The organism is Archangium violaceum (assembly GCF_016859125.1).
Classification (GTDB): domain Bacteria; phylum Myxococcota; class Myxococcia; order Myxococcales; family Myxococcaceae; genus Archangium; species Archangium violaceum_A.
In genome coordinates, this window is the sequence record NZ_CP069338.1 from 10,062,668 (window position 1) to 10,082,368 (window position 19,701).

The window sequence follows — 19,701 nt, forward strand, 5'->3', positions numbered from 1 at the left end:
GCACGGGGAGGACTTGGGGTTCAAGGGTGTGCGGAGCCGCGCGATGGCCATGGGACGCAAGTCCCCGCGAGAGTTCGAGGCATGAATGAGACAGGGGCACGACCTGGGGTGCCAGAAAGCCGCGGCTGTGCATGACAGGGCGCCTGGCTCCGCTGCCCTGCTGGCCGGGTTGCAGTCGAATCTGTCGGCGCTCCGGAGCTCGGTCCCCAGCTGCCTGCTTCTACTGCGAGGGGCTACGCCGCTACTGGCAGAGGCGGAGTGAACTCCATGCCTCCGCAGCACAGCAGTATCATCGCCCTGAATGCCTTGGGATTGCGGAAGCCATAGGCGCGACGGGTGAGGGCTCGAATCTTGTTGTTGATTCCCTCCACCACTCCGTTGCTCAGCCCCGTCTCGACATAGGCGAGAATGCCGTCCTTGTGCCGCTGGACTGTCTTCGCCAGCTTCGCGAAGGGGGCGAGCCTGGAGTGGCTGGCCCACTGACACCACTTGTCCAGGTGCTCCGAGGCCCGCTTGGGCTGCACGTAGTCCATGCCCCGTGCCAGGCTCTCCTTGAGCAGATAGGCCCGGTAGAGCGTCTGGTTCGTCTTCTTCAACTCGCTGAGCTTCTCTCCCTGGCCCACCGTCAGGTTCCACGGATTCTTCAGCAGCGCCCAACGGCTGTGCGTGAGCGCCTTGCCCTCCTGGCTCCCCGCCTGCTCCCGCACCTGCTGCCGGCGCACCGTGTCCAGCGCTTCGTTCGCCAGCTTCTGCACGTGGAAGCGGTCGAACACCTTGCGCACGTGTGGGGCCCGGTTGCCCACCGCCTTGCTGAAGGCCGCCGACAGGTCCATCGTCGCGTGCGTCAACTCCTTCGTCCTCTCCTCTCCCAGCTCGTCGAAGAAGCCGTTGAGCGTCTCTTCGTTCTTCCCCTCCGCCACCCAGACGACTCGCGAGCGCAGGTGGTCCACCACCAGACTCACGTACTGGTGCCCGGCGCGCCAGCCCAGCTCGTCCACCCCAATGACTTGCAGCCCCTCCAGGCGCCCAGGCGACAGGCGCTCCTCCACCAGTCGCTCGATGATGGTGCCCACCGTGCGCCAGTTGATGCCCAGCAACCGGCAGATGGACGACTTGTCCAGACGTTGCGCCTGCCAGGCCACCAGCTCCTCGAAGGCGTGCGTGAAGCTCGAGCCGTGCGCCGCCCAGGGCACCCGCTCCACCCTCACTCCATGCTCCCGGCAGCGCACCCGGCGCGGGGCGTACCGCAGCCAGAAGATGGTTTCTCCCAGCGCCAGGTGCCGCCACAGTCGCCCAGGTTTCGTGTCGTAGCCTGGGGCGGGCCGGCCGCACACTCCACAGCGCGGCTTGCGCTGGCGGGGGCGCACCTGCACCACCAGTCCCCCGGCCCCATCTGCACCCCGCGCACGCTCATCCCCTGGATGCGCAGCACGCGCCCCATCACCTCCCCCACACTCGGCCCCGCCACTCCCCGCCTCCCCGCCAGCACTCGCAGGGGCGGCACGCACTGCAACTCCGCGACCAGGGCTCTTGCGAGAGTGACAGCCACCTCTCCGCACTGCCCCTCTCCTGTCTCTCACCGGAGACCCTCCGTCCATCGACGAGCGCCCATCTCAGCTACAGAAGATCCGGTGCGGCGCAGCAATCCATCCGGTGGGAGGGGGCGTGGTGCTGCACGGGCACGGCAAGAGAAGCCGGCAGGTGCTGGGCCCGAGGAGCCAGGGGGTACCCCCAGGCAGCAGGAGGTGCAGGTGCGGCGCTACCGCTGCCAGGCGTGCGGGGCCACGTGCACGGTGGCGCCGCAGCTGCGCTCGGCGGCCGAGGCAGGCCCAGAGGACGTCGCGGGCGCCGTCGCCAGAGGTGTTCGGCGAGGTGGCCAAGCCCGGCCGAAGCTCAAGCCGGGCCATCGGATGGCGCTGCGGGCGGTGAAGCTGGACGAGACGACCCCACGGGAAGTGCTCAACCTGCTGGCGAAGCTGCAGCGCGAGCTGCAGAAGGCGGAGGGTTTCCGGACGTGCCGCATTGGGTCTCGCTCGTGCTCGCGTGAGGTCTCGTTTGGGGGAGCGCGACCTCTCTGTTTGACACATTCGTCTGGAGTTTCTTAACGTTGAGCAAATGTGGGGGCTGAGGAACCGCACGGCTTACGCTGCGGAACGAAACTGGACGCGCGACAAGGACGGGGTGCACTGGTGGCTCGTCGCGGTCAGGGCAACGTTCGTCATCGCTCCCGGGGGACGGCTCATCCTGGCGGACGAGCAACTACCCCCGGTGCTGGCGCCAGAGTATTTCGGCGAACCAGGCCGGTCGAGCTTGCGCTACGACTCCGATCTCCTCGCGGCGAAGCCGGGCACGGACGTGCTGGTCATCGCGCACGCACACGCGCCCCATGGGAGGCCTGCTCCGACGGTGCCGGTCTCGCTCCGTGTCGGACAGCTCCACAAGGAGCTGCTCGTACATGGAGAACGCCTCTACGACCCAGGCTTGATTCAAAGTCCCACGGGAGAGGTCATCCCACCCGGGCCTACGGCTGAAGTATAGTCCCGCCTACAGGCGCCCACCGGAGGCGAGCAGCCGCGGGCAGATCGCGAGGGGGAGCGCCAGCACAGAGCCGGAGACGGGCCGGACAGGTCCGGGGAGAAGAAGGATGAGTGGGAAGAAAAACCGGGGCGGGAGGACTGGCGGGCCATCCACACCCCAAGCGGGAAACGGGAAGGGGAAGAAGGACGAGCAGGAAACCCCCTCCCGCGTGCAGAGGATGATGGCGAGCCTGGGGCTGACATTCAAGGAGGTAAAGGACCCCCGGGCCCGCCGGGGACAGAGGCACCCGCTGGCGGCGATGTTGATGCTGCTGGTGCAGGCGATGGCGGTGGGGCGGCGGGTGTTGAGGCATGCCGAGGCGCTGGGGAGGACATGCTGCGCGAAGGCACGGCGCCCGAGGGGCTGAAGCGGCCGGTGTCCGACACGACGTTGGATAGGCTGCTGGGGAAGTTGGAGCCAGAGGGGTTGGAGCAGGAGGTGCACCAGATGGTGCACCGAGGCCTGGAAGTGGGGCTGATACGCCATGAGCTCTTCGCCCGGGGCGTCGTCAGCATTGACGGGAAGGCAGGGGAGAGCACGCCGGGGCAGCCGCCGTGCGAGCCGAGCCACACGACGAAGGATGAGCAGGGGCGGGAGTACTGGTACCCGTACGCGCTGCGCGCCAGTCTCACCAGCAGCGCGGCCCAGCCGGTGCTCGACCAGAAGTTGCTGGAAGGCAAGCAGGGAGAGGCGACGGCGTTCCCGGAGTTGTTCAAACGGGTGGTGGAGAAGTTCGGGCGGCATTTCGAGTACGTGACAGTGGACGCGGGAATGACGAGCGCGGCCAATGCGCGGGTGGTGAGGGAGGCGGGCAAGCACTACCTGATGGCGCTCAAGGAGAACTTCCACCGGCTACATGACAAGGCGTGGGTGGCGCTGGCGGTGGCGCCAGTGAAGGTGCGCACGCGCGAGCGGACGAGCGGGGAGTGGGTGGAGAGGGAGTTGAGGGTGGTGGACAAGCCGCCAGAGGAGGACTTTCCCGGCGCCCAGCAATGGGTATGGGTGAGGCAGACGCGAACCAGAGACGGCGAGCTGCCGAAGGTGGAGACGCGGCTGTTCCTCACCTCCATTCCCACAGGGCAACTGTCCCCGGAGCGGATGCTGACGCTGGTACGCCGGCACTGGGGGATTGAGAACGGGCCCAACTGGACAGCGGACGTGGTGCTGGAGGAGGACAGCGCCTCGCCCAGCCTGCGAGGCAATGCACCCCTGGTGCTCAGCTGGCTGCGTTTGCTGGCCTACAACCTGCTGGCCCTGGTGCGCACGCACCTGCCGACTCGCGACAAACGGCCCCAAAGCTTCGCACGCACCATGGAGGTGCTCTACCAGGGCCTGTTGGGTCTGGCCGTGCTGCCCGAGAGTCTGGCCACACTTGCCTGAGCGCCCGCCAGCTGCTCCCGCTCCGGCCTTCCCGCGCCTCTTCTCCCCTGGCTGTTCGGCCTGTGTACCTTCACTCCTGTCCTTCCACGGCGCCCCTCTTTCAGGCGCCGTCCGGAGGGATGCTCCCTCTTTGCCTGTGAATGTCTGGACTTGCTCTCCGCCTCTTCAAAACCTCTCCTATGGACTTTGGATCAATCCTGCCTCTACGACCGGGGGTTGCTCAGCGTGACGGTGACCCGGCCGCAGCCGTTCACCACGCGCCCGATTCGATACGAGTTCGCGTTCGGTGGCAGCGATCTGTCCGACCCTGATCCCCAGAAGCACCGCATCGACGAGCGGAACCCGATCGGGCGCGGCTTCGCGCGACGAGCAGCTCACGTCGTTGGGGAGCTGGCCCACGCGATAGAGTATCCACGTGGCGAGCCAGCGGAGATGGGGCCGGCGGGGTTCGGCCCCATCGATTCCTCGTGGATTCCACGGCGGAAGCTCGCCGGAACATACGACGCGCGGTGGGAGCAATCGAAGAAGCCGTTGCTGCCAGATGACTACGAGCCCGCCTTCGCACTGAGTGCCCCCACGGACCAGCGAACAGAGAAGCCCCTCGTCGGCGGAGAGCGTGTCGAGATCCTGAACATGACCCCCGAGGGTGTCCTGCGCTTCGAGCTCCCGCGCATGTCGCTCGACTTCACCACGCGCATCGGCACACGGCGCGAGCAGCACGGCGCGCGCCTGGTGACGGTGCTCGTGGAGCCTGAAGAAAAGCGCCTGTCCTTGGTATGGCAGAGCGTGCTGCGCGTTCGAGCCCCCGAGGCGGACTATCTCGACGAGACGGAAATCGTCGAACGAGGGGGCACGACGTGAACGCCCAGGTCGAGGTGGTGGCTGTCGCTGCGCGGACCCCTGTGGGCCTCACCGCTGAGAGCAGCGCGGCCTCCGTGCGCGCGGGCATCTGCCGGTACGCCGAGTATCCCTTCATCGACCCACGCGGCGAGCCGGTCGTGGTCTCCGCCGACCGGCTGCTCGAGCCCAAGCTTGAGGGACGAGATCGTCTGGTACCCATGGCCCAGAGTGTTCTCGAGGAGATCGAGGCGAAGATCGATCAAAAGATCCTCTACGGGGGCAAGCTCAGCGTGTTGCTCGCGCTTCCGGAAACCCGCCCGGGGTTCTCCGAAGAAGACGCGGCCTGGGTGGCGGATTCGGTGGCCGCGCGCCTCCGGTCGAAAACGTCCAGCGCGCGCGTCGAGATTGCCGGACGTGGACACGCCGGGGCGATTCGGGCAGTCGAGCAGGTGGTGCGGGAGTGCTCCGAAAGCAGGGACAATCTCTTCCTGGTGGTTGGCGTTGACAGCTACCACCACGCGGACACGTTCATGTGGTTGGAGCGCAGCCGCCGGTTCGCACAGTCGGGGATTCGCAACGGGTTCACCCCTGGCGAGGGAGCTGGATGCCTCGCACTGATCAGCGCGGGGCTGCGCCGTCGCTTGCGCCTCCCTCAACTGGCCATCGTGCGAGGGGCGCGCACCGCACAGGAACGACTCCTGCGCGACAGTGACACAGGCTCGTTCGGTGTTGGAATGACGCAGGCCGTGCAGGGCGCCGTCGCCGGGCTCGACCTTCCGCGCGAGGGCGTCGATGAGCTGTACACGGATATCAATGGCGAGCGTTACCGCAGCGAGGAGTGGGGCTTCGTCGCGCTGCGGGCGCCGTCGGTCTGGAGATCAGCCAGGTACAAGGCCCCGAGCGACTGCTGGGGGGACGTGGGCGCCGCGTTTGGGGCCCTCGGGGGAGTGCTGGCGGTCCGGGCCTTCGCGAGAGGCTACGCGCGGGGCCCGCGGGCACTGGTGATGGCCGGTTCCGATTCCGGGCTGCGGGGTGCGATGCTCCTGCAGGCTCCGCAGGTTCCATGAGGGGGGAAGTCCCAATGTCGAAAGTCACAGTGAATGGTCCGAAGACCCCGGTGACCGAGGGGAGCAACGGGGTCGCCGCGGCGACGGTTCCCAACGTCTGCAAGATGCCGGGGCCGCCGGCTCCGTTTGTCCCGACCCCGCTGCCCAACATCGGCAAGAGCGGAACTGACCCGAAGAACTACTCCAAGAGCGTCACGATCGGAGGGAAGAGGGTGGCGATCAGGGGCGCCACCTTCGGTTCCATGGGGGACGTGGCCAGCAAGGGGACCGGAGGCGGAATCGTCTCCTCGAACGTGGAAGGACCCACGAGCTTCGTGGGCCCTGGCTCCATGAACGTGAAGATCGAGGGGAAGAACGTCCAGCTGCTCGGCGACCCCATGCTCAACAACTGCGGACCGAGCGGCAGCCCGGCCAACGCGGCAACGCTGATGGGGGTCATCCAGGCCCCCGGCTGGATGGTCACTCTCGTCACGGGGGAAGAGGAATGCCCCCTTTGCAAGGAGGCACATAAATCCAAGGGCGCGCTGAAAGAGACGGACAAGACTCGGGCGGATGCCAAGCAGCTTGCGAAAACGCTCACCAAGCACAATGAGGGTGCTGCACCGGCCAAGAAGTTCCCCAAGGGCAAGCATGACTCGGGGAGGATGCTCGGCGTGGTCCGGTGCATCTGCGATCAGACGTATGCAGACCACTCGGGCGGGACGGAGACTGTGTTCCGCGAGCTCGTCAAGAAGGAGCATGGATGGCACGTGCCGCAGGATGGTGGCACCCACACCTCCATTGCCGTCCTGAACAAGGAAACCGGGAAGAAAGAAAACGTCCGGGTCAGGAAGGTCGAGGAGTTTACCAAGAAGCTCTGCGCTGACCAAGGCAACGACCCGGAGCTCCTCAAGAAACAATGGAACAAGGCTGACCGTCTCTTCGATGAGTGGCGCAAGGCCGGGGATCCCTCACTCCCCGTCCGCTTTCCGCCAGGGGTCTGTGCTGGCCCCAAGGCCCTCGCGCTGGCGCTGGAAGATGGGGCCCTGCTCAGTGGCATCACCGAGCGGTGGTTCCACAGCGGCAAGAGGCGGACCGAAGGAAAGGTCGAGCATTTCCGGAGTGACCGGGAGGCGCCCATCACCAAATCCTTTGGCCACGGAGAGAGCGTCCCGCCGTGCGGTTCCTGCAACATCATTCTTCCTTTGATGCTCTGCACCAAAGGCAAGGAAGGGGAAGAGAAATGCCAGCACCAGAAGAGCAAGGCGTAGAGGCCGCGATGGAAGAACTGCTGCTCAGAGTCGTGCCTGGACTCGCGCAGCAGTGGAAGGGCGCCACACCCGACGAGATCGCCCAAATCGAGCGGATTGCGGGCCGCCCCTGCCGCCCTTCTATCGCTGGTTCCTCAGCCGCATGGGGCAGAGCATGGGACCTCTGGCCTATCCGACTCTCGACTTCTCGGCGCAGCGTGTGCTCGAGCGTTACGCCGAGGAGTGGGTCGAGCCTCATCCCCGGCTCCTGCTGATCGCGCATGACTCACAAGAGATGATGCCCACGTCCCTGTTCTACGACCTCGACGACACAGCACGCGGCGATGCGCTGGTGGTGACGAAGGAGGAAGGCGCCGATGACGGTGAGCTCTACGAAAGCTTCGAGACCTTGCGCGAGATGCTGGCGTGGGGCGCGCTGTTCCAGTTCCGACTGGGCAAGATGCCACAGCGGTGCGGTGGCACTTTCAGTGGCGACCAGTCAGACATCCTCTCCCTCGTCGAGCCGGTGATGAGCAGCCTTGGCTTCAAGCAGCCGATCTCCACTGGCCCCTTCTGCGGACTGTATGAACGAGCTGATGCGGCCATGATCTGCAAGGGAATGCCGAGGCATGGATTCGACGAGGCGCGGTCCTTCTCCTTCGGGGGCAGCGACGCCGGAGTCCTCAGGAAGATCCTGGGTGAAATCGCAGCGGCGTCCTCGCTGAATGTCGAAGTCGACGAATGGACTCCGGCGCTGTCGTGACGTGCCAGGGCCGGTGAGTGCAATGAGGGTGCTGCACCGGCCAAGAAGTTCCCCAAGGGGAAGCATGACTCGGGGAGGATGCTCGGCGTGGTCCGGTGCATCTGCGATCAGACGTATGCAGACCACTCGGGCGGGACGGAGACTGTGTTCCGCGAGCTCGTCAAGAAGGAGCATGGATGGCACGTGCCGCAGGATGGTGGCACCCACACCTCCATTGCCGTCCTGAACAAGGAAACCGGGAAGAAAGAAAACGTCCGGGTCAGGAAGGTCGAGGAGTTTACCAAGAAGCTCTGCGCTGACCAAGGCAACGACCCGGAGCTCCTCAAGAAACAATGGAACAAGGCTGACCGTCTCTTCGATGAGTGACGCAAGGCCGGGGATCCCTCACTCCCCGTCCGCTTTCCGCCAGGGGTCTGTGCTGGCCCCAAGGCCCTCGCGCTGGCGCTGGAAGATGGGGCCCTGCTCAGTGGCATCACCGAGCGGTGGTTCCACAGCGGCAAGAGGCGGACCGAAGGAAAGGTCGAGCATTTCCGGAGTGACCGGGAGGCGCCCATCACCAAATCCTTTGGCCACGGAGAGAGCGTCCCGCCGTGCGGTTCCTGCAACATCATTCTTCCTTTGATGCTCTGCACCAAAGGCAAGGAAGGGGAAGAGAAATGCCAGCACCAGAAGAGCAAGGCGTAGAGGCCGCGATGGAAGAACTGCTGCTCAGAGTCGTGCCTGGACTCGCGCAGCAGTGGAAGGGCGCCACACCCGACGAGATCGCCCAAATCGAGCGGATTGCGGGCCGCCCCCTGCCGCCCTTCTATCGCTGGTTCCTCAGCCGCATGGGGCAGAGCATGGGACCTCTGGCCTATCCGACTCTCGACTTCTCGGCGCAGCGTGTGCTCGAGCGTTACGCCGAGGAGTGGGTCGAGCCTCATCCCCGGCTCCTGCTGATCGCGCATGACTCACAAGAGATGATGCCCACGTCCCTGTTCTACGACCTCGACGACACAGCACGCGGCGATGCGCTGGTGGTGACGAAGGAGGAAGGCGCCGATGACGGTGAGCTCTACGAAAGCTTCGAGACCTTGCGCGAGATGCTGGCGTGGGGCGCGCTGTTCCAGTTCCGACTGGGCAAGATGCCACAGCGGTGCGGTGGCACTTTCAGTGGCGACCAGTCAGACATCCTCTCCCTCGTCGAGCCGGTGATGAGCAGCCTTGGCTTCAAGCAGCCGATCTCCACTGGCCCCTTCTGCGGACTGTATGAACGAGCTGATGCGGCCATGATCTGCAAGGGAATGCCGAGGCATGGATTCGACGAGGCGCGGTCCTTCTCCTTCGGGGGCAGCGACGCCGGAGTCCTCAGGAAGATCCTGGGTGAAATCGCAGCGGCGTCCTCGCTGAATGTCGAAGTCACCGAGTGGACGCCGCCGCTCGAGTGATTCCAGGGGGCAGATTCTGTGCCACCGGGGAGCAGCTGGCCTCGGACCTGAGCCCCTTACCGGACGTCGAGGCTCAGCCGGTGATGCACCAGGAGGCGGGCTTCCCCCAGTCGTTCTCGGGCTTCACGGGAGCGGGGACGGAGCCGAAGCAGCAAGAGGCGAGAGAGCCGCCTGAGATAGCAGCAAGGGCAGAGCTGAAGAAAGAGCGGATGCCGTCTGCCGTGGCTGCCACCAGCGCCGGGAGCAGCATCACCTCCACGTGGCGTGACGCGCTGGGGCGCCGACGCGCTCACACCATCAAGGACGGCGGGCCAGGAGGCCCCCAGGAGACGGGCGACGCGGCTACGTGCCCCACCGACGTCGCGAGCACATCCCTGCCCTGACGCACCCACCTGGAGAGTTACGCCTTCCAGGTAGGCGCGGCTTCGACGTTATCCCCGAGGAAGCACGTCGTAGCGCATGGCGCGTTCGGGAACGTCACAGTCAACGCCCAGCCGTCCGCGTAGCGCTCACGATCGAGCACAACGCCGACTTCTCCCGGCTGCGCGCAAATGCGGCCCTCGTCGGTGATTTGTTTGATGGCTCGAACACTGCTGAGATAGGTCGTCATGTTCTATGCCTCGTGGGAGTACAGCGACAAAGTGTTAGGTGGTAATGCTGTGCACGAGGAGCCCGGCGCCGGAAGGTGTCGGGCCCCTCTCGCTTCCAGGGGGGTCGCAGGTCACACGGATGGGCGCACTGCGGTCATGGTGTAGCCCACGCGGACACCGCGCACCTGGAGACCGGCTCCCGCACCGTTGATGCTCGGGGGCAACGTCAACGCGACGTGCAGGTAGCCGCTCGTAGGCATGATGAACGGGCCCGGTGCCAGGGGCATCTGGTACCACGCGAACCCCGAGCTGCCCGCGACCGTGAACGTGGAGCCCGGGGAACCCGACAGGTGAATCTGCGCCTGGGTCTCGGTGTTCGTTGCCACGCTCTGGCTCACCAACCAGCCGTTGGGATAGACCGTCTGCGTCTGCGTGCCGCTCATGGACGCGATGTGCCAGCGGATCTCGGTAATGGTCGCGCCTTCCGGCAGGCGAACCACGGTGGCGATCTCCGCGGACGTCGAGTCACCAGCTCGCCAGTACGGCCGGCCGTTGCCGGAGTTGATGACCATCACCGGGCCACCCGTCGCGCCGGTGGAGACCGTGCACGCGAACGCCGTTGCAGGCGTGTAGATCGCGTGCGCCTTCGCCGTCGAGAAGCCGTAATCCTCCCCGGTCCCGGTGATGCGCGGGCCCTTCGCGAACGACGCGCCTCCGCCCGCGGTGAACGCGCCATCCACCTGGAGATCGTTCTCCGCCAGAACCTTCCCCGAGAAGTCGGCACCGCCCTGGACGGTGATGCCTTTCGCGAAGGTTTGCAGCTCCGCCCAGGTGTTCGCAGTGGCGAGGCGCCCAAACAGCACCTTCAGCGCCTGGAGCAACTGCGTGTTGTCGTTCTTGTCGAGCGGGATTCCCGCAGCCTCGATGGGGCTGATGATCTCCTCTTGAAAAGCATTCAAGTGGTCCGGGCTGATGACCGTGGCGGGGGTGGGCGTGATGGGATCCCCGCCGTAGTACATCCCATTGACGTTATCGGGTGCGTCAGTCCTGAACATCGTTCACCTCTTCGGTCTGCGCGGTGTGCTGCGCAGGGCTCGAGCCATCCAGGAAGTCACCCGCGCGGAACCCGACGCGGAGAATGCCTTTCACCAGCGGGTGAATCGGCCTTCCAACCTGGCCGACACTCCCGGTTCGCGGGCGCGGCTGATCGGCGTTGGCAGTCGTCTCGGTTGCTTCGGTCGTCTTGGTCTGTGAGGTCATATGCATCCCTGCCGAAAGAAAAGGTGTGGCGGCGCCTCCTTCCCTGATGCACCTGGGGAGCAATCCAGGCCGGGGACGGGATAGAAGGCTCGAAAGGGCGCCGCCACGCGCCCCCTACGGAGTGTCCCCGCTCGAAAATCATTGGAGCCCGCCAGGGGTTCGCGGGCTCTTGGGGCTCAGCTCGCCGAGCCCGAGAGGAGGACCGCGCCAGTGGGTGCGGCGCTCGCCGCCGCCTGGATCGCCCAGCCGCTCCGGGCGTTGCTTCTGGTCACAGCCCCAGCTGCGTCACGGATTGCCCGGGTTCTTGCTTGAGGCGTGCCGCCGTAAGTCAGGCGCCCGCATTCGTGACAGCGGCGCGGTGGTCAATGAAGGCGACACCATAATCCAGGACGACGCGCCAGCTGATGCCGTCGACCTCGAAGCCCTTCCGCATGTCGAGCCGCGGTTCCGAGCCGCTCTCCTCCAGGAATGCGACCTCGATTGCCGCGGCGATGTTCGGATCCGCGAACAGGTAGCGGCGCGTGCCCTCTAGGCGCGGCGTGTCGACGATGTCGCGGAACAGACCGCGAACACTGTTGGGCTTCTGGAACGTGTTCGCGGTCGTGTCGTACTGCGCGTCATTGATGACGCGGGCATCACCCCCCAGACCGATGGGGATCACGAGAACGGCGGGGCGCAGGTCGATGAACTCGTTCCCGCTCGGGTCCTTCTGCTGTGCCATCACCACGCGATCCGCGTTGATGCCGGCCACGCTCAGCGCGGAGCTCGTCGCGTTGATGTTGCTCCTGGAGGCATGAAAGAACGGGTTCCCATCGGGCTGCGTCGGGCCCAACCCGCTGTTCTTCCGCAGCTCCCTGTAGACGTGCTCCTCGATGGTCAGCGCGGCGGCGCGGCCGAACTTCGTTGCCAGGTCCTGAAAGACGCCCATGTCGTCGTTGATGAGAGCGACGCGCGAGATCGAAATGATGTTGCCCTTCGTGCCGATGCTGATCTCGACCTTCTCGCCGTCGGGAATCGCCTTGTTCTTGATCTCGCCGCTCTCTCCGACGTCGTCCAGCACGCCGAACGATCCCGTGCGGTAGCGGCCGGACGCGCGGAAGTCCTTGACGGTGCCCTGCCGACAGAACCGTTTCCAGGTGTCCGCAGTCAGCGCGTACGCACCGAGGAGCAGCTTGTGCAGCGCGTTCTCCAGGACGAGCGCGAAGTCGCTGGACGTCTGGTAGCCGGTACGAAGGTTGAGAGCCCGACTGAATAGCTCGGACCTTTGCATCCGGCGGGCGTCGACGCCGCGCCGCTCGAGGCACTCGCGCGCCAGGTCGGCCAGCGTCATGCCACGGAACTCACCGGGATCGAGCTCGATTCCCGCGGACCCGTAGGCGCCCAGCTTCGCTGCACGCTCGACCTCGGAAGCGTGCCCGGAACGGCGAATGAGCCATGCGCCCGTTCCGCGGATGAACTTATCCTGCGCGTCGTCGGTCACTTCGATATGCGAATACATGATTTTGCCTCTCGTGCTGTTTGACTGTGACTGTCTTTCTCGCACGGCCCCCGTAGTGACATGCAAGACGGGGGGAGATGACACTAGTTACCGGGTCAGGATACGGAGCACCTGCCTGCGGCCTGGATAGCGCCCGTTCGGTCCGTACGTGATGGCGTCCCGCACGAGCACACCAACCGGGTTTTCCGAGTCCGGCATTCGCCCTTTCCGCAGCGCTGCGAGCTCGGCGTTCAGGCGCTTCGCCTTCGCCCAGGTCGTGCCACCCGCCACGTTTGCGGCCTGGAGAAGTAGCTGATCTCGGACCTCGAGGCGTTCTGACGAAGTGGCTCGGCTGAAGAGGAACGCGAGGAGCGCGTCCCCAAGACCGCGGCTGACATCACCCGAAGCCACTGTGTCACGGAGCTGCATGACCATGCCGCTGAAGCCGGTCGGGCCAAGTGAATGCACGCTCGTAGGCAACTGCGCCTCCGGGGGAGCACTACTGCCCGTGACAGCATCTCGCGGATGGGGTCGTAGTTCCGCCAGCGCCGTGCGAATCAGCCGGTCCAGCAGCGCGGCTCGGTCCCGGGCAATTTCCGCTTCGACACGGGCAATCTCCACTTCAACGTCACTCATGTGGTTCAAGCCTCCCTCCCTGTTCCCGTGTTGTATTCGCCCCCTCCCCGGCCAGATCCTCGAGCGCCTCGCGGATGAGCCGGTCAAATTCGCCGATGTCCGCCACGGTAAGGTGTGGCAAGAGTTGGCGTGCGCGGCTCGGCACACCCAGGAGCTTGGTCCGGCAGCGCCTGAACACGTCCTCGAGCTTTCCGCGCACGTCCGCGGCTGGCACCAGTTCCGCCTTTCGCTCCCGGACCTCGAGCTCTCGTAGGTCGGCGTCCGCAACCGCGCGTCGTCGCAGAGCCTCCGCACGGCTCTCCCCCTGTGCGACCTCCAGCGCCGCGCCTCTCCCTGCCAAGGGGGCCGGGCCATATTCCGCGCGGGTATTCCGAATCCATTCCGCTCGCGCGGTCTCGACATCCGCGACCTTCCCGTCGGGGGTCGCCGTCACCCGCCCACTGGCAATGGCCGCTTGGAGCGAGGAGAGTGAGACCCCCAGCTGTCGCGCCACGCTCCGGAGCGACGGGGCTTTCGTCTGTTTCATGCCGCACGACCTTTCACTCGTGACCTAATATTTTCGGACCTTTGTCTGGCTGAACGTCGCGGTCTGCGCACCCTCACGTTCCCCTCCCTCCCGGAAGGACCCACACGCGCGGGGGGGGGGGGATGTAGGACACTGACCAGCCCTCACAGGTCGCTCTCGAGCAGCTCACCAGCGAGCCGATCGATGCGAGTGGCCGTTCTGGCGATGAGGGCTCCAATCCGGTCAGGAGGCACGCACCCAGTGGCACGCGCCTGGCACAGCTGCAGCAGGAGCCCCACATCTGCCGTGAATTCCGCCTGTACAGCCTTCCGGCTCCGCGTGCGACGAGTAGCGGTTACTGCGGTATCTGCGGTTGATTTCGGCCCGTTGTTTTTTGATGACACCTTCATTTGACCCTTTCTCCGAGAATGACCCTCTTTAGAAAAACTTTGATCGCTACAGTCTGCGTTCAGAATCAACCGCACTAACCGCATCAACCGCAGTTCCGTGCCGTTCAACCCACCACCGTGCCGCGTGGCCGTGAGCATCCGCCTCCCCTTCCAGGCGAAAGCCTGCAACGATCCGCCCCTTGTGTCGGGACAGCCATTTGCCGAAGGTGCGCGCATCCGGACGCCCCCGATTGCTGGCCACCGCCAGGACGGCTTCCTTGAGTGCCGGGAACGTGTCCGCAGCGTCGAACCCCTCGGCGATGCGCAGCACGTCAGCGGCAGTCCTCGCCGTCGCGCGTCCCGTTCCGAAGTGAGCCGCCCAGCTGCCGAGCGCCGCGCGCAGCAAGGCCATCAGCGGGTCTTCAGCCCGGGCAGCTTCCATGGTGGCGACCGGGTCCGCGCAGCCCAGCCAGATCAACGAGCTCCGGACGGTGTCGCTCCACCCCTCGAAGCTCGCGAGCCTCGGTGCCCGGCCCGGACTCCCGGCGGCCACGAAGGCGCGTACCACGGTCAGAGCAGCGGCCACGTACCGCCCGCGGTCGGCGAGCACCGTGGCGACCGGGTTGCTCTTGAACTGCCGGAGCTCGGGGCGCTCCATGTTCGCATCTAGCCGGACGAGCAGGACACGGCGGGTCGCGTCGCCGAGGATCTGCAGGTTGTTCCCCGTGACGAAGACGGTCGCCCGAGACTCCACGCGGGCGAGCTCAGAGCGACCGAGAATCCGCACGTCCACGACGGGGCGCTCGATAACCTGGCAGAAGGCATCACCGCCGATTCCGCCGTTCACGTTGTCGAGAGCGACGACGGGCTGCCCGGCTATGACCGCCGCCCCGAGCCGCTTCTCGGACTCCTCCTCGGTGCGTCCGGCCGCCATGACGGGCATCGGCTGGCCGATGCAGATCGCCGCCGAGGTGTCCCACAGGAAGCTCTTGCCGGTGCCCGGCGTGCTGACGCTGGCAGCGTGCCCCGGCGCGACGGAGAACGCGCCGCGGACCACAGGGGTGATCAGCCCGCTCAGGGCAACACTCCGGCACGCGTCGTCGACGAACGGGAACTCCTCCAGGAGCGCCGACAGGAGCCTGAGCGCCTGCTCTGCATCTCGGCGGGTTGGGGCGTTCGGGATCGCGGGCATCGGGGGCGGCGCCATCAGGACGAGCCGCGTGGCAGGGTCGAACCCCGGCTGGTCGAGGATCGTCCCGTCCGGCCGCATCGTCTGCGTGGTGATGACCCCCGCGAGCGGGTGGAACCGCCACTCGCCGACGCGCGAGAGAATGGTCTGCGCGACGACCTGCGGCGGATCGGCCGTGAGCCACTCGCCCGACTTCGCGTTGAACCGCTGGAAGCAGACATGCCGCGACAGCAGATCGCACGTGTACGTCGCATCAAGCTTCGCCAGGCGCGCGACCTTGGTGCGCCGACCATGGGCCGCGTCCACCTCTTCCACCACGGGGCGCACGAGAGCTCCGCCGCGCGAGAACACCGGAACGCCCGCGCCGACCAGGGCCAGCTCCGCTTGCGTAGCGATCTCTGAGAGCTTGCCGGCCACCAGATTGATTGCGGGCTTGCGCCGGCAGCCGTACTCCGCCTTGCCGTACTTGCCCCCGCCCCGGAGCTTCGCGCGTAGGTCCGTCTCGTCCCACGGCGGGACGCACGTCTCGTTCCACTCGAACAGAAGCGGCCAGGCTTCGTCGTCCGTGAGAGCGAAGTCGTGCGTCAGGATTGCCGCGGCCATGAACGTATGCGTGTCGCCCCCCTGGCCCACGATGGCCGGGCCGTGCTGCGCCAGGGCCTCGCGGGCCTGCTCGAGCACTTCGGGCGAAGCGGGCGGGAAGTAGCCGCGCCGGAGGTCAGCGTCTGGAGCTTGAGCCGGGGCCATGCGCCGTAGTCGCTCGAGCAACCAGACCGGAGCGTCGGCCGGCGGCGTCTCCCATGGCGGGCGCACCCACCGGTAGCGCCCCGCCGTCGTCTGCGAGGGCGCGACGACGAACTGTCCGCCCTCGGCGCGGATGTCCAGGCCGGGGCCCAGCTTGCCCGCGCTGTTCGTGAGGCCCGGGACGGCCTTGAACACGTAGTGGAAACCGCCCGAGGGCGTAGCCTGTAGTGCAGTAAGCGGCAGAGGCCCATGCTCCGCTTCGAGCGCGGCGAGCGACTCGCGCCCGCCGCTGCGGGGGTCCACATCCAGGACAAAGACTCCCGACTGCGAGCCGGTCACCACACCCACGTTGGCGTCAGGCCATATCCGCCACCACGCAGCGATCTGCTCGGGGTCCGTCGTGGCCTCTGTCGTCCAGTCCTTCAGGCGCGGATGCTTGCCGGCGCTCCGGCAGTCGTCCCCCTTGGGGCAGGAGCACGCGCCACCAGATTGTACGAAGTGCAGCGGCACGACGCGCCAACCGAGCTTGCTTGCGTAGATGACTGCCACGCGCCCGAGCTTGGAAATGGCGGTTGCTTTTGCGTCTGGGTTTGCGGTAGATTGGTGTTGCATTCGTTGACCGGGAATCGCGAGTGCAAGAGGGCGCTGCTCCATCGGGGTCGGCGCCCTTCGTTATTCAGAGCTCGATGTCTGCGATCGAGCCGCCAGCGCGCCGCTGCCGCTTCGGAACGCTCGGGGCTCCGGAAGCAGCCGGCACCTCTCCGCGGCGCGCAAGCTCCTCGAGCTGCTCGCGGGGGATGTACTGCCGCCCCAGGATGGTGACCGGTCGCAGGAGGCCCCGGCGGCTCAGCTCGAGGAGTGCCTTGTTCCGTCCCAGGCCGATCGTCCGGGCGGCTTCTCTGAATCTGCAGAGAAGCGGGCCACTCATGACTGGCCCTCACAGGCCTTCAGATAGCGTTCGAGTTCCTCGCGGGAGACGAAGGACCGGCGACCATCCTTCGTAAGCCTGATCAGCCCCTTCTGGACACGATCGTAGAAGGTCGAGCGGCTGTACCCGAAAACACGACAGGCTGCGGGAACCGAGTAGCGGGCTGGTTCGGGGAGTTGGTCTTTCATGGGCGTCTCCAAGCGTTGACACCCACTGTTGTACAGCTCGCCACGATGACGGTCAGGTGGCGCAAATCCACGCGTCGCGCTGAATTACGCCACCTAGCGGCGAGTGAGAGCAGAGATCACCGCCAGGTGCACGTCTTCAACGGGTGCCCCAAGGAACCGGAGCAGCATTTCGATGGTGCGCTCGAAGTGCCCGTCCCGCGTCTTCTTCCGGTGCTCGGCGGGGTAGGCGTTCCAGACGACCGTGATCAGCTCGTCACGCCACGCCTGTTTACGCGGGCGACCGCGGCGCCTAGCCGGTTGCTGCTTGGCCCAGAACGTGGCGCTCTTGTGGAGATCCGCCAGCATGGCGTCGAACTTCCCCCACCCGAAGGTCTCCACTCCATCGTCATCTTCCCCCATAAATGGGCGTGCCTTGTCGAGCGCGGCTTGTAGTGCCTTCGCGGCGCGCGCCACCCTGGCCATGTCGCGCCGCTCATCGTCCAACGGCACCTCGATCAGACCCACCAACGGCAACTGTTCCTCGATGACAACCATCAGCCGGCGGATCTCCGCGAGTTGCAGCCCGTCGCTCAAGTGGTCCATCAGCGCCTTGCGCTGATGCGGCCCCAGCCCTCTCGCCTTCGGCCGCTTCGGTTCGCGCCTCACAGTGCACCCCGCTCAGCACGCACGAGCTGTTCACACCACCAGTTCGCGAGCTTGATTCGCCCCTCGAGCCGCTCGCCGCGGTCGTAGGCGCGAACGACGTCGTTGTCGTGGATGTGGTCGAGAGCGATCTCCACCACATCGCGCTCGAAACCTCCGTCCCGGGCGAGCGTGGAAAACGCCGCGCGCCAGCCGTGGGGCGAGTGCTTGTCCTTGAGGCCCAGCGTCACCCGGTACGCCTTTTCGATGGACTCATGCGTGATGTGCTGCCCTTCCCCCGACACAGAAGGAAACACGTACCCCATGGAACCGCTCAGCGAGCGCCAGGTGCGGAGCTCGGCCGCGATGGCGGGCCCGAGGATGATCTTGTGATCGTGGTGCCGGTCCTGCGCTTTCATCTTCGCCCGCGGGATGACCCACAGGGGGACTTCGGCGTCCAGGTCGAACTCGGACCACTCCGCCCGGATGACGTTCCCTATTCGCGCCGCAGTGAACGCGCAGAGACGATGCGCCATCCGTACTGCAGGCGAGAGCCGCACCACGTTAGCCCGGCGCAAAACGTCTCCGAGCTGGGACCACTCAAGGAACGCAGGCCGCCTCCCGGCCTGCTTCTTCCGGGGAAGCACCTCGCGCACCGGCACCGCAGGGTTCTCGCGACATAGGCCCCGTGCCTGAGCTAGCCGGAAGATGCTCTCGACGCTCCAGAGCACCTTGCCCGCAGTGTCGATGGCCTCGCGCGGCGGCTTGACGATCTCCTCAACCACCTTCGCGACCATGGCCGGGGTGATGTCGGCCACGGGGAGAGACCCCAAGAGGGGGAGCACGTCCCGTTCAATGGCCCGGCTCGTCGTGTCGAAGTGGATCTGGCTCCAGCCTTGGCGCTTCCTCTCAAGCCAGTCCTGAGCAACGGTCGCGAAGGTGTTGCCCGAAGACGCGACGGCCGCTGCTCGGCTCAGCTTGCGAGCCTGCACCGGGTCACTACCCATCCGCAGGCGGTCCTTCACGGCCGCGCGCTCTGCCCGTGCGGCCTTGAGCCCGATCTCTGGGTACGAGCCGATCGCGAAGAGGCGCTCGTTACCCCCATACCTGTACTTCACTCGCCATACAGGCGTGCCGGCCGGGGTACGCATCAGGAACAGCCCACCGCCATCGGAGAGCTTCTTCGTTGCTGCGTTCGAGCCGGCCTTGATCCAGGCCTTGATCTCCAGGTCGGTGAGCCTGTCCGTCCCTCGGGCCGCGATACCCCCAGCCATGCATGCATCTCCAGTTCGATTTCGATTGAGTACCCCAATCGTACCCCCACCGTAACCGGATGCAGCCGGACAGGACAAGATGCCCCCGGACGCCTAAACCCCTGAAATAAAAAGAAAACGGCACCCTTGCGGATGCCGTTGTATACTGCGGGACGCCCGTGGACGTCCTTCATGTGGAGGCGGCGGGAATCGAACCCGCGTCCGGAGGCGTCCGGCCAGAGCGCTCCAGCACGGTCGAGAGCGGTTTTCGTAGGAGTTCCGGCCGGTTACGCCGTCCCCTGCCCCACTCCGAACTGTGTTGAGAGCGCTCCAGCGCGGGCCTGTTGTAGCAATGTAGCAAGGCACGTCGCGGCGGCGGTGGATGCCCTGGAAGAGGGCAATCCGGCGCGGGCTGCGACGCTCCTCCGCATCCTGCTTCTCGTAAACCCTGAACCCCACAAGTAGCCAGGGGCTCCACGGAAGCCCGTGGGGGGCTGACGGTAGCGTGTGCCCTGGCGAGGTGTGGCCGGGGAGGGGCAGGTGGAGAAGCGCGGGTGGGCATACCTACCGAGGCAGCCGGAGGGGACGGTGCTGTACGAGGCGGTGAGAAACAACCTCGCCACGCTGCTGGCGGAGGC

General features: G+C 66.1%; 21 protein-coding genes and 1 tRNA gene. 9 read left to right on the forward strand and 13 right to left on the reverse strand.

The features are described from left to right. Positions 1-233 precede the first annotated feature (233 nt). Positions 234-1,367: an ISL3 family transposase gene (locus JQX13_RS42515; RefSeq protein WP_203405120.1), complete on the reverse strand. Its 1,134-nt coding sequence runs from the start codon at positions 1,365-1,367 to the stop codon at positions 234-236. Between the two features lie 748 nt (positions 1,368-2,115). Here JQX13_RS42515 and JQX13_RS42520 point away from each other — a divergent pair. From JQX13_RS42520 to JQX13_RS42560, 9 genes are all read left to right on the forward strand, one after another. Beyond that, positions 2,116-2,538, forward strand: a complete 423-nt coding sequence (locus tag JQX13_RS42520; RefSeq protein WP_203405121.1) for a DUF2169 domain-containing protein — start codon at positions 2,116-2,118, stop codon at positions 2,536-2,538. A gap of 106 nt (positions 2,539-2,644) precedes the next feature. After that, positions 2,645-2,944: a hypothetical protein gene (locus tag JQX13_RS42525; protein ID WP_203405122.1), complete on the forward strand. Its 300-nt coding sequence runs from the start codon at positions 2,645-2,647 to the stop codon at positions 2,942-2,944. Continuing rightward, on the forward strand, positions 2,911-3,957 hold the full coding sequence (locus JQX13_RS42530; protein ID WP_203405123.1) for an ISAs1 family transposase: 1,047 nt from the start codon (positions 2,911-2,913) through the stop codon (positions 3,955-3,957). Before JQX13_RS42525 ends, JQX13_RS42530 begins: the two co-directional genes overlap by 34 nt. Positions 3,958-4,182: 225 nt before the next feature. Beyond that, a complete protein-coding gene (locus JQX13_RS42535) occupies positions 4,183-4,818 on the forward strand; it encodes a DUF2169 domain-containing protein (protein WP_239014189.1) in 636 nt (211 codons plus the stop codon). Continuing rightward, positions 4,815-5,864 carry a hypothetical protein gene (locus JQX13_RS42540; protein ID WP_203405124.1) on the forward strand — a complete coding sequence of 350 codons (1,050 nt, stop codon included), beginning with the start codon at positions 4,815-4,817 and terminating at the stop codon, positions 5,862-5,864. Before JQX13_RS42535 ends, JQX13_RS42540 begins: the two co-directional genes overlap by 4 nt. 14 nt (positions 5,865-5,878) lie before the next feature. Beyond that, positions 5,879-7,114, forward strand: a complete 1,236-nt coding sequence (locus JQX13_RS42545) for a DUF4150 domain-containing protein (RefSeq protein ID WP_203405125.1) — start codon at positions 5,879-5,881, stop codon at positions 7,112-7,114. Between the two features lie 154 nt (positions 7,115-7,268). Beyond that, the gene (locus tag JQX13_RS42550; protein ID WP_239014190.1) at positions 7,269-7,856 is read left to right on the forward strand and encodes an SMI1/KNR4 family protein; all 588 of its coding nucleotides are present in this window, start codon (positions 7,269-7,271) and stop codon (positions 7,854-7,856) included. Between the two features lie 78 nt (positions 7,857-7,934). Then, complete coding sequence (locus JQX13_RS42555; RefSeq protein ID WP_203405126.1) at positions 7,935-8,222, forward strand: hypothetical protein; 288 nt, start codon at positions 7,935-7,937, stop codon at positions 8,220-8,222. A 326-nt stretch (positions 8,223-8,548) separates the two neighbouring features. Continuing rightward, positions 8,549-9,283, forward strand: a complete 735-nt coding sequence (locus JQX13_RS42560; protein ID WP_203405127.1) for an SMI1/KNR4 family protein — start codon at positions 8,549-8,551, stop codon at positions 9,281-9,283. A gap of 400 nt (positions 9,284-9,683) precedes the next feature. Here the strand turns inward: JQX13_RS42560 and JQX13_RS42565 are convergent, their stop codons facing one another. The 12 genes from JQX13_RS42565 to JQX13_RS42620 form a co-directional block, all read right to left on the reverse strand. Then, positions 9,684-9,893 carry a hypothetical protein gene (locus JQX13_RS42565; protein ID WP_203405128.1) on the reverse strand — a complete coding sequence of 70 codons (210 nt, stop codon included), beginning with the start codon at positions 9,891-9,893 and terminating at the stop codon, positions 9,684-9,686. Between the two features lie 111 nt (positions 9,894-10,004). After that, positions 10,005-10,928 (reverse strand): hypothetical protein, encoded by a 924-nt coding sequence (locus tag JQX13_RS42570; RefSeq protein WP_203405129.1) that lies wholly within the window; start codon positions 10,926-10,928, stop codon positions 10,005-10,007. Next, positions 10,915-11,133: a hypothetical protein gene (locus tag JQX13_RS42575; RefSeq protein ID WP_203405130.1), complete on the reverse strand. Its 219-nt coding sequence runs from the start codon at positions 11,131-11,133 to the stop codon at positions 10,915-10,917. Before JQX13_RS42575 ends, JQX13_RS42570 begins: the two co-directional genes overlap by 14 nt. 328 nt (positions 11,134-11,461) lie before the next feature. After that, a complete protein-coding gene (locus JQX13_RS42580; protein WP_203405131.1) occupies positions 11,462-12,631 on the reverse strand; it encodes a hypothetical protein in 1,170 nt (389 codons plus the stop codon). A gap of 87 nt (positions 12,632-12,718) precedes the next feature. Beyond that, complete coding sequence (locus JQX13_RS42585) at positions 12,719-13,246, reverse strand: hypothetical protein (protein ID WP_203405132.1); 528 nt, start codon at positions 13,244-13,246, stop codon at positions 12,719-12,721. Next, on the reverse strand, positions 13,239-13,772 hold the full coding sequence (locus JQX13_RS42590; protein WP_203405133.1) for a hypothetical protein: 534 nt from the start codon (positions 13,770-13,772) through the stop codon (positions 13,239-13,241). Before JQX13_RS42590 ends, JQX13_RS42585 begins: the two co-directional genes overlap by 8 nt. Positions 13,773-14,207: 435 nt before the next feature. Beyond that, positions 14,208-16,622 carry a bifunctional DNA primase/polymerase gene (locus JQX13_RS42595; RefSeq protein ID WP_203405134.1) on the reverse strand — a complete coding sequence of 805 codons (2,415 nt, stop codon included), beginning with the start codon at positions 16,620-16,622 and terminating at the stop codon, positions 14,208-14,210. Between the two features lie 127 nt (positions 16,623-16,749). Further along, positions 16,750-17,001, reverse strand: a complete 252-nt coding sequence (locus tag JQX13_RS42600) for a hypothetical protein (RefSeq protein WP_203405135.1) — start codon at positions 16,999-17,001, stop codon at positions 16,750-16,752. Further along, the gene (locus JQX13_RS42605; protein WP_203405136.1) at positions 16,998-17,189 is read right to left on the reverse strand and encodes a helix-turn-helix transcriptional regulator; all 192 of its coding nucleotides are present in this window, start codon (positions 17,187-17,189) and stop codon (positions 16,998-17,000) included. The genes JQX13_RS42600 and JQX13_RS42605 overlap by 4 nt, the downstream gene beginning before the upstream one ends. 93 nt (positions 17,190-17,282) lie before the next feature. Then, a complete protein-coding gene (locus tag JQX13_RS42610) occupies positions 17,283-17,762 on the reverse strand; it encodes a hypothetical protein (protein WP_203405137.1) in 480 nt (159 codons plus the stop codon). Between the two features lie 68 nt (positions 17,763-17,830). Beyond that, complete coding sequence (locus JQX13_RS42615; protein WP_203405138.1) at positions 17,831-19,084, reverse strand: tyrosine-type recombinase/integrase; 1,254 nt, start codon at positions 19,082-19,084, stop codon at positions 17,831-17,833. Between the two features lie 174 nt (positions 19,085-19,258). After that, a tRNA-OTHER gene (locus JQX13_RS42620) sits at positions 19,259-19,361 on the reverse strand. Positions 19,362-19,701 lie beyond the last annotated feature (340 nt).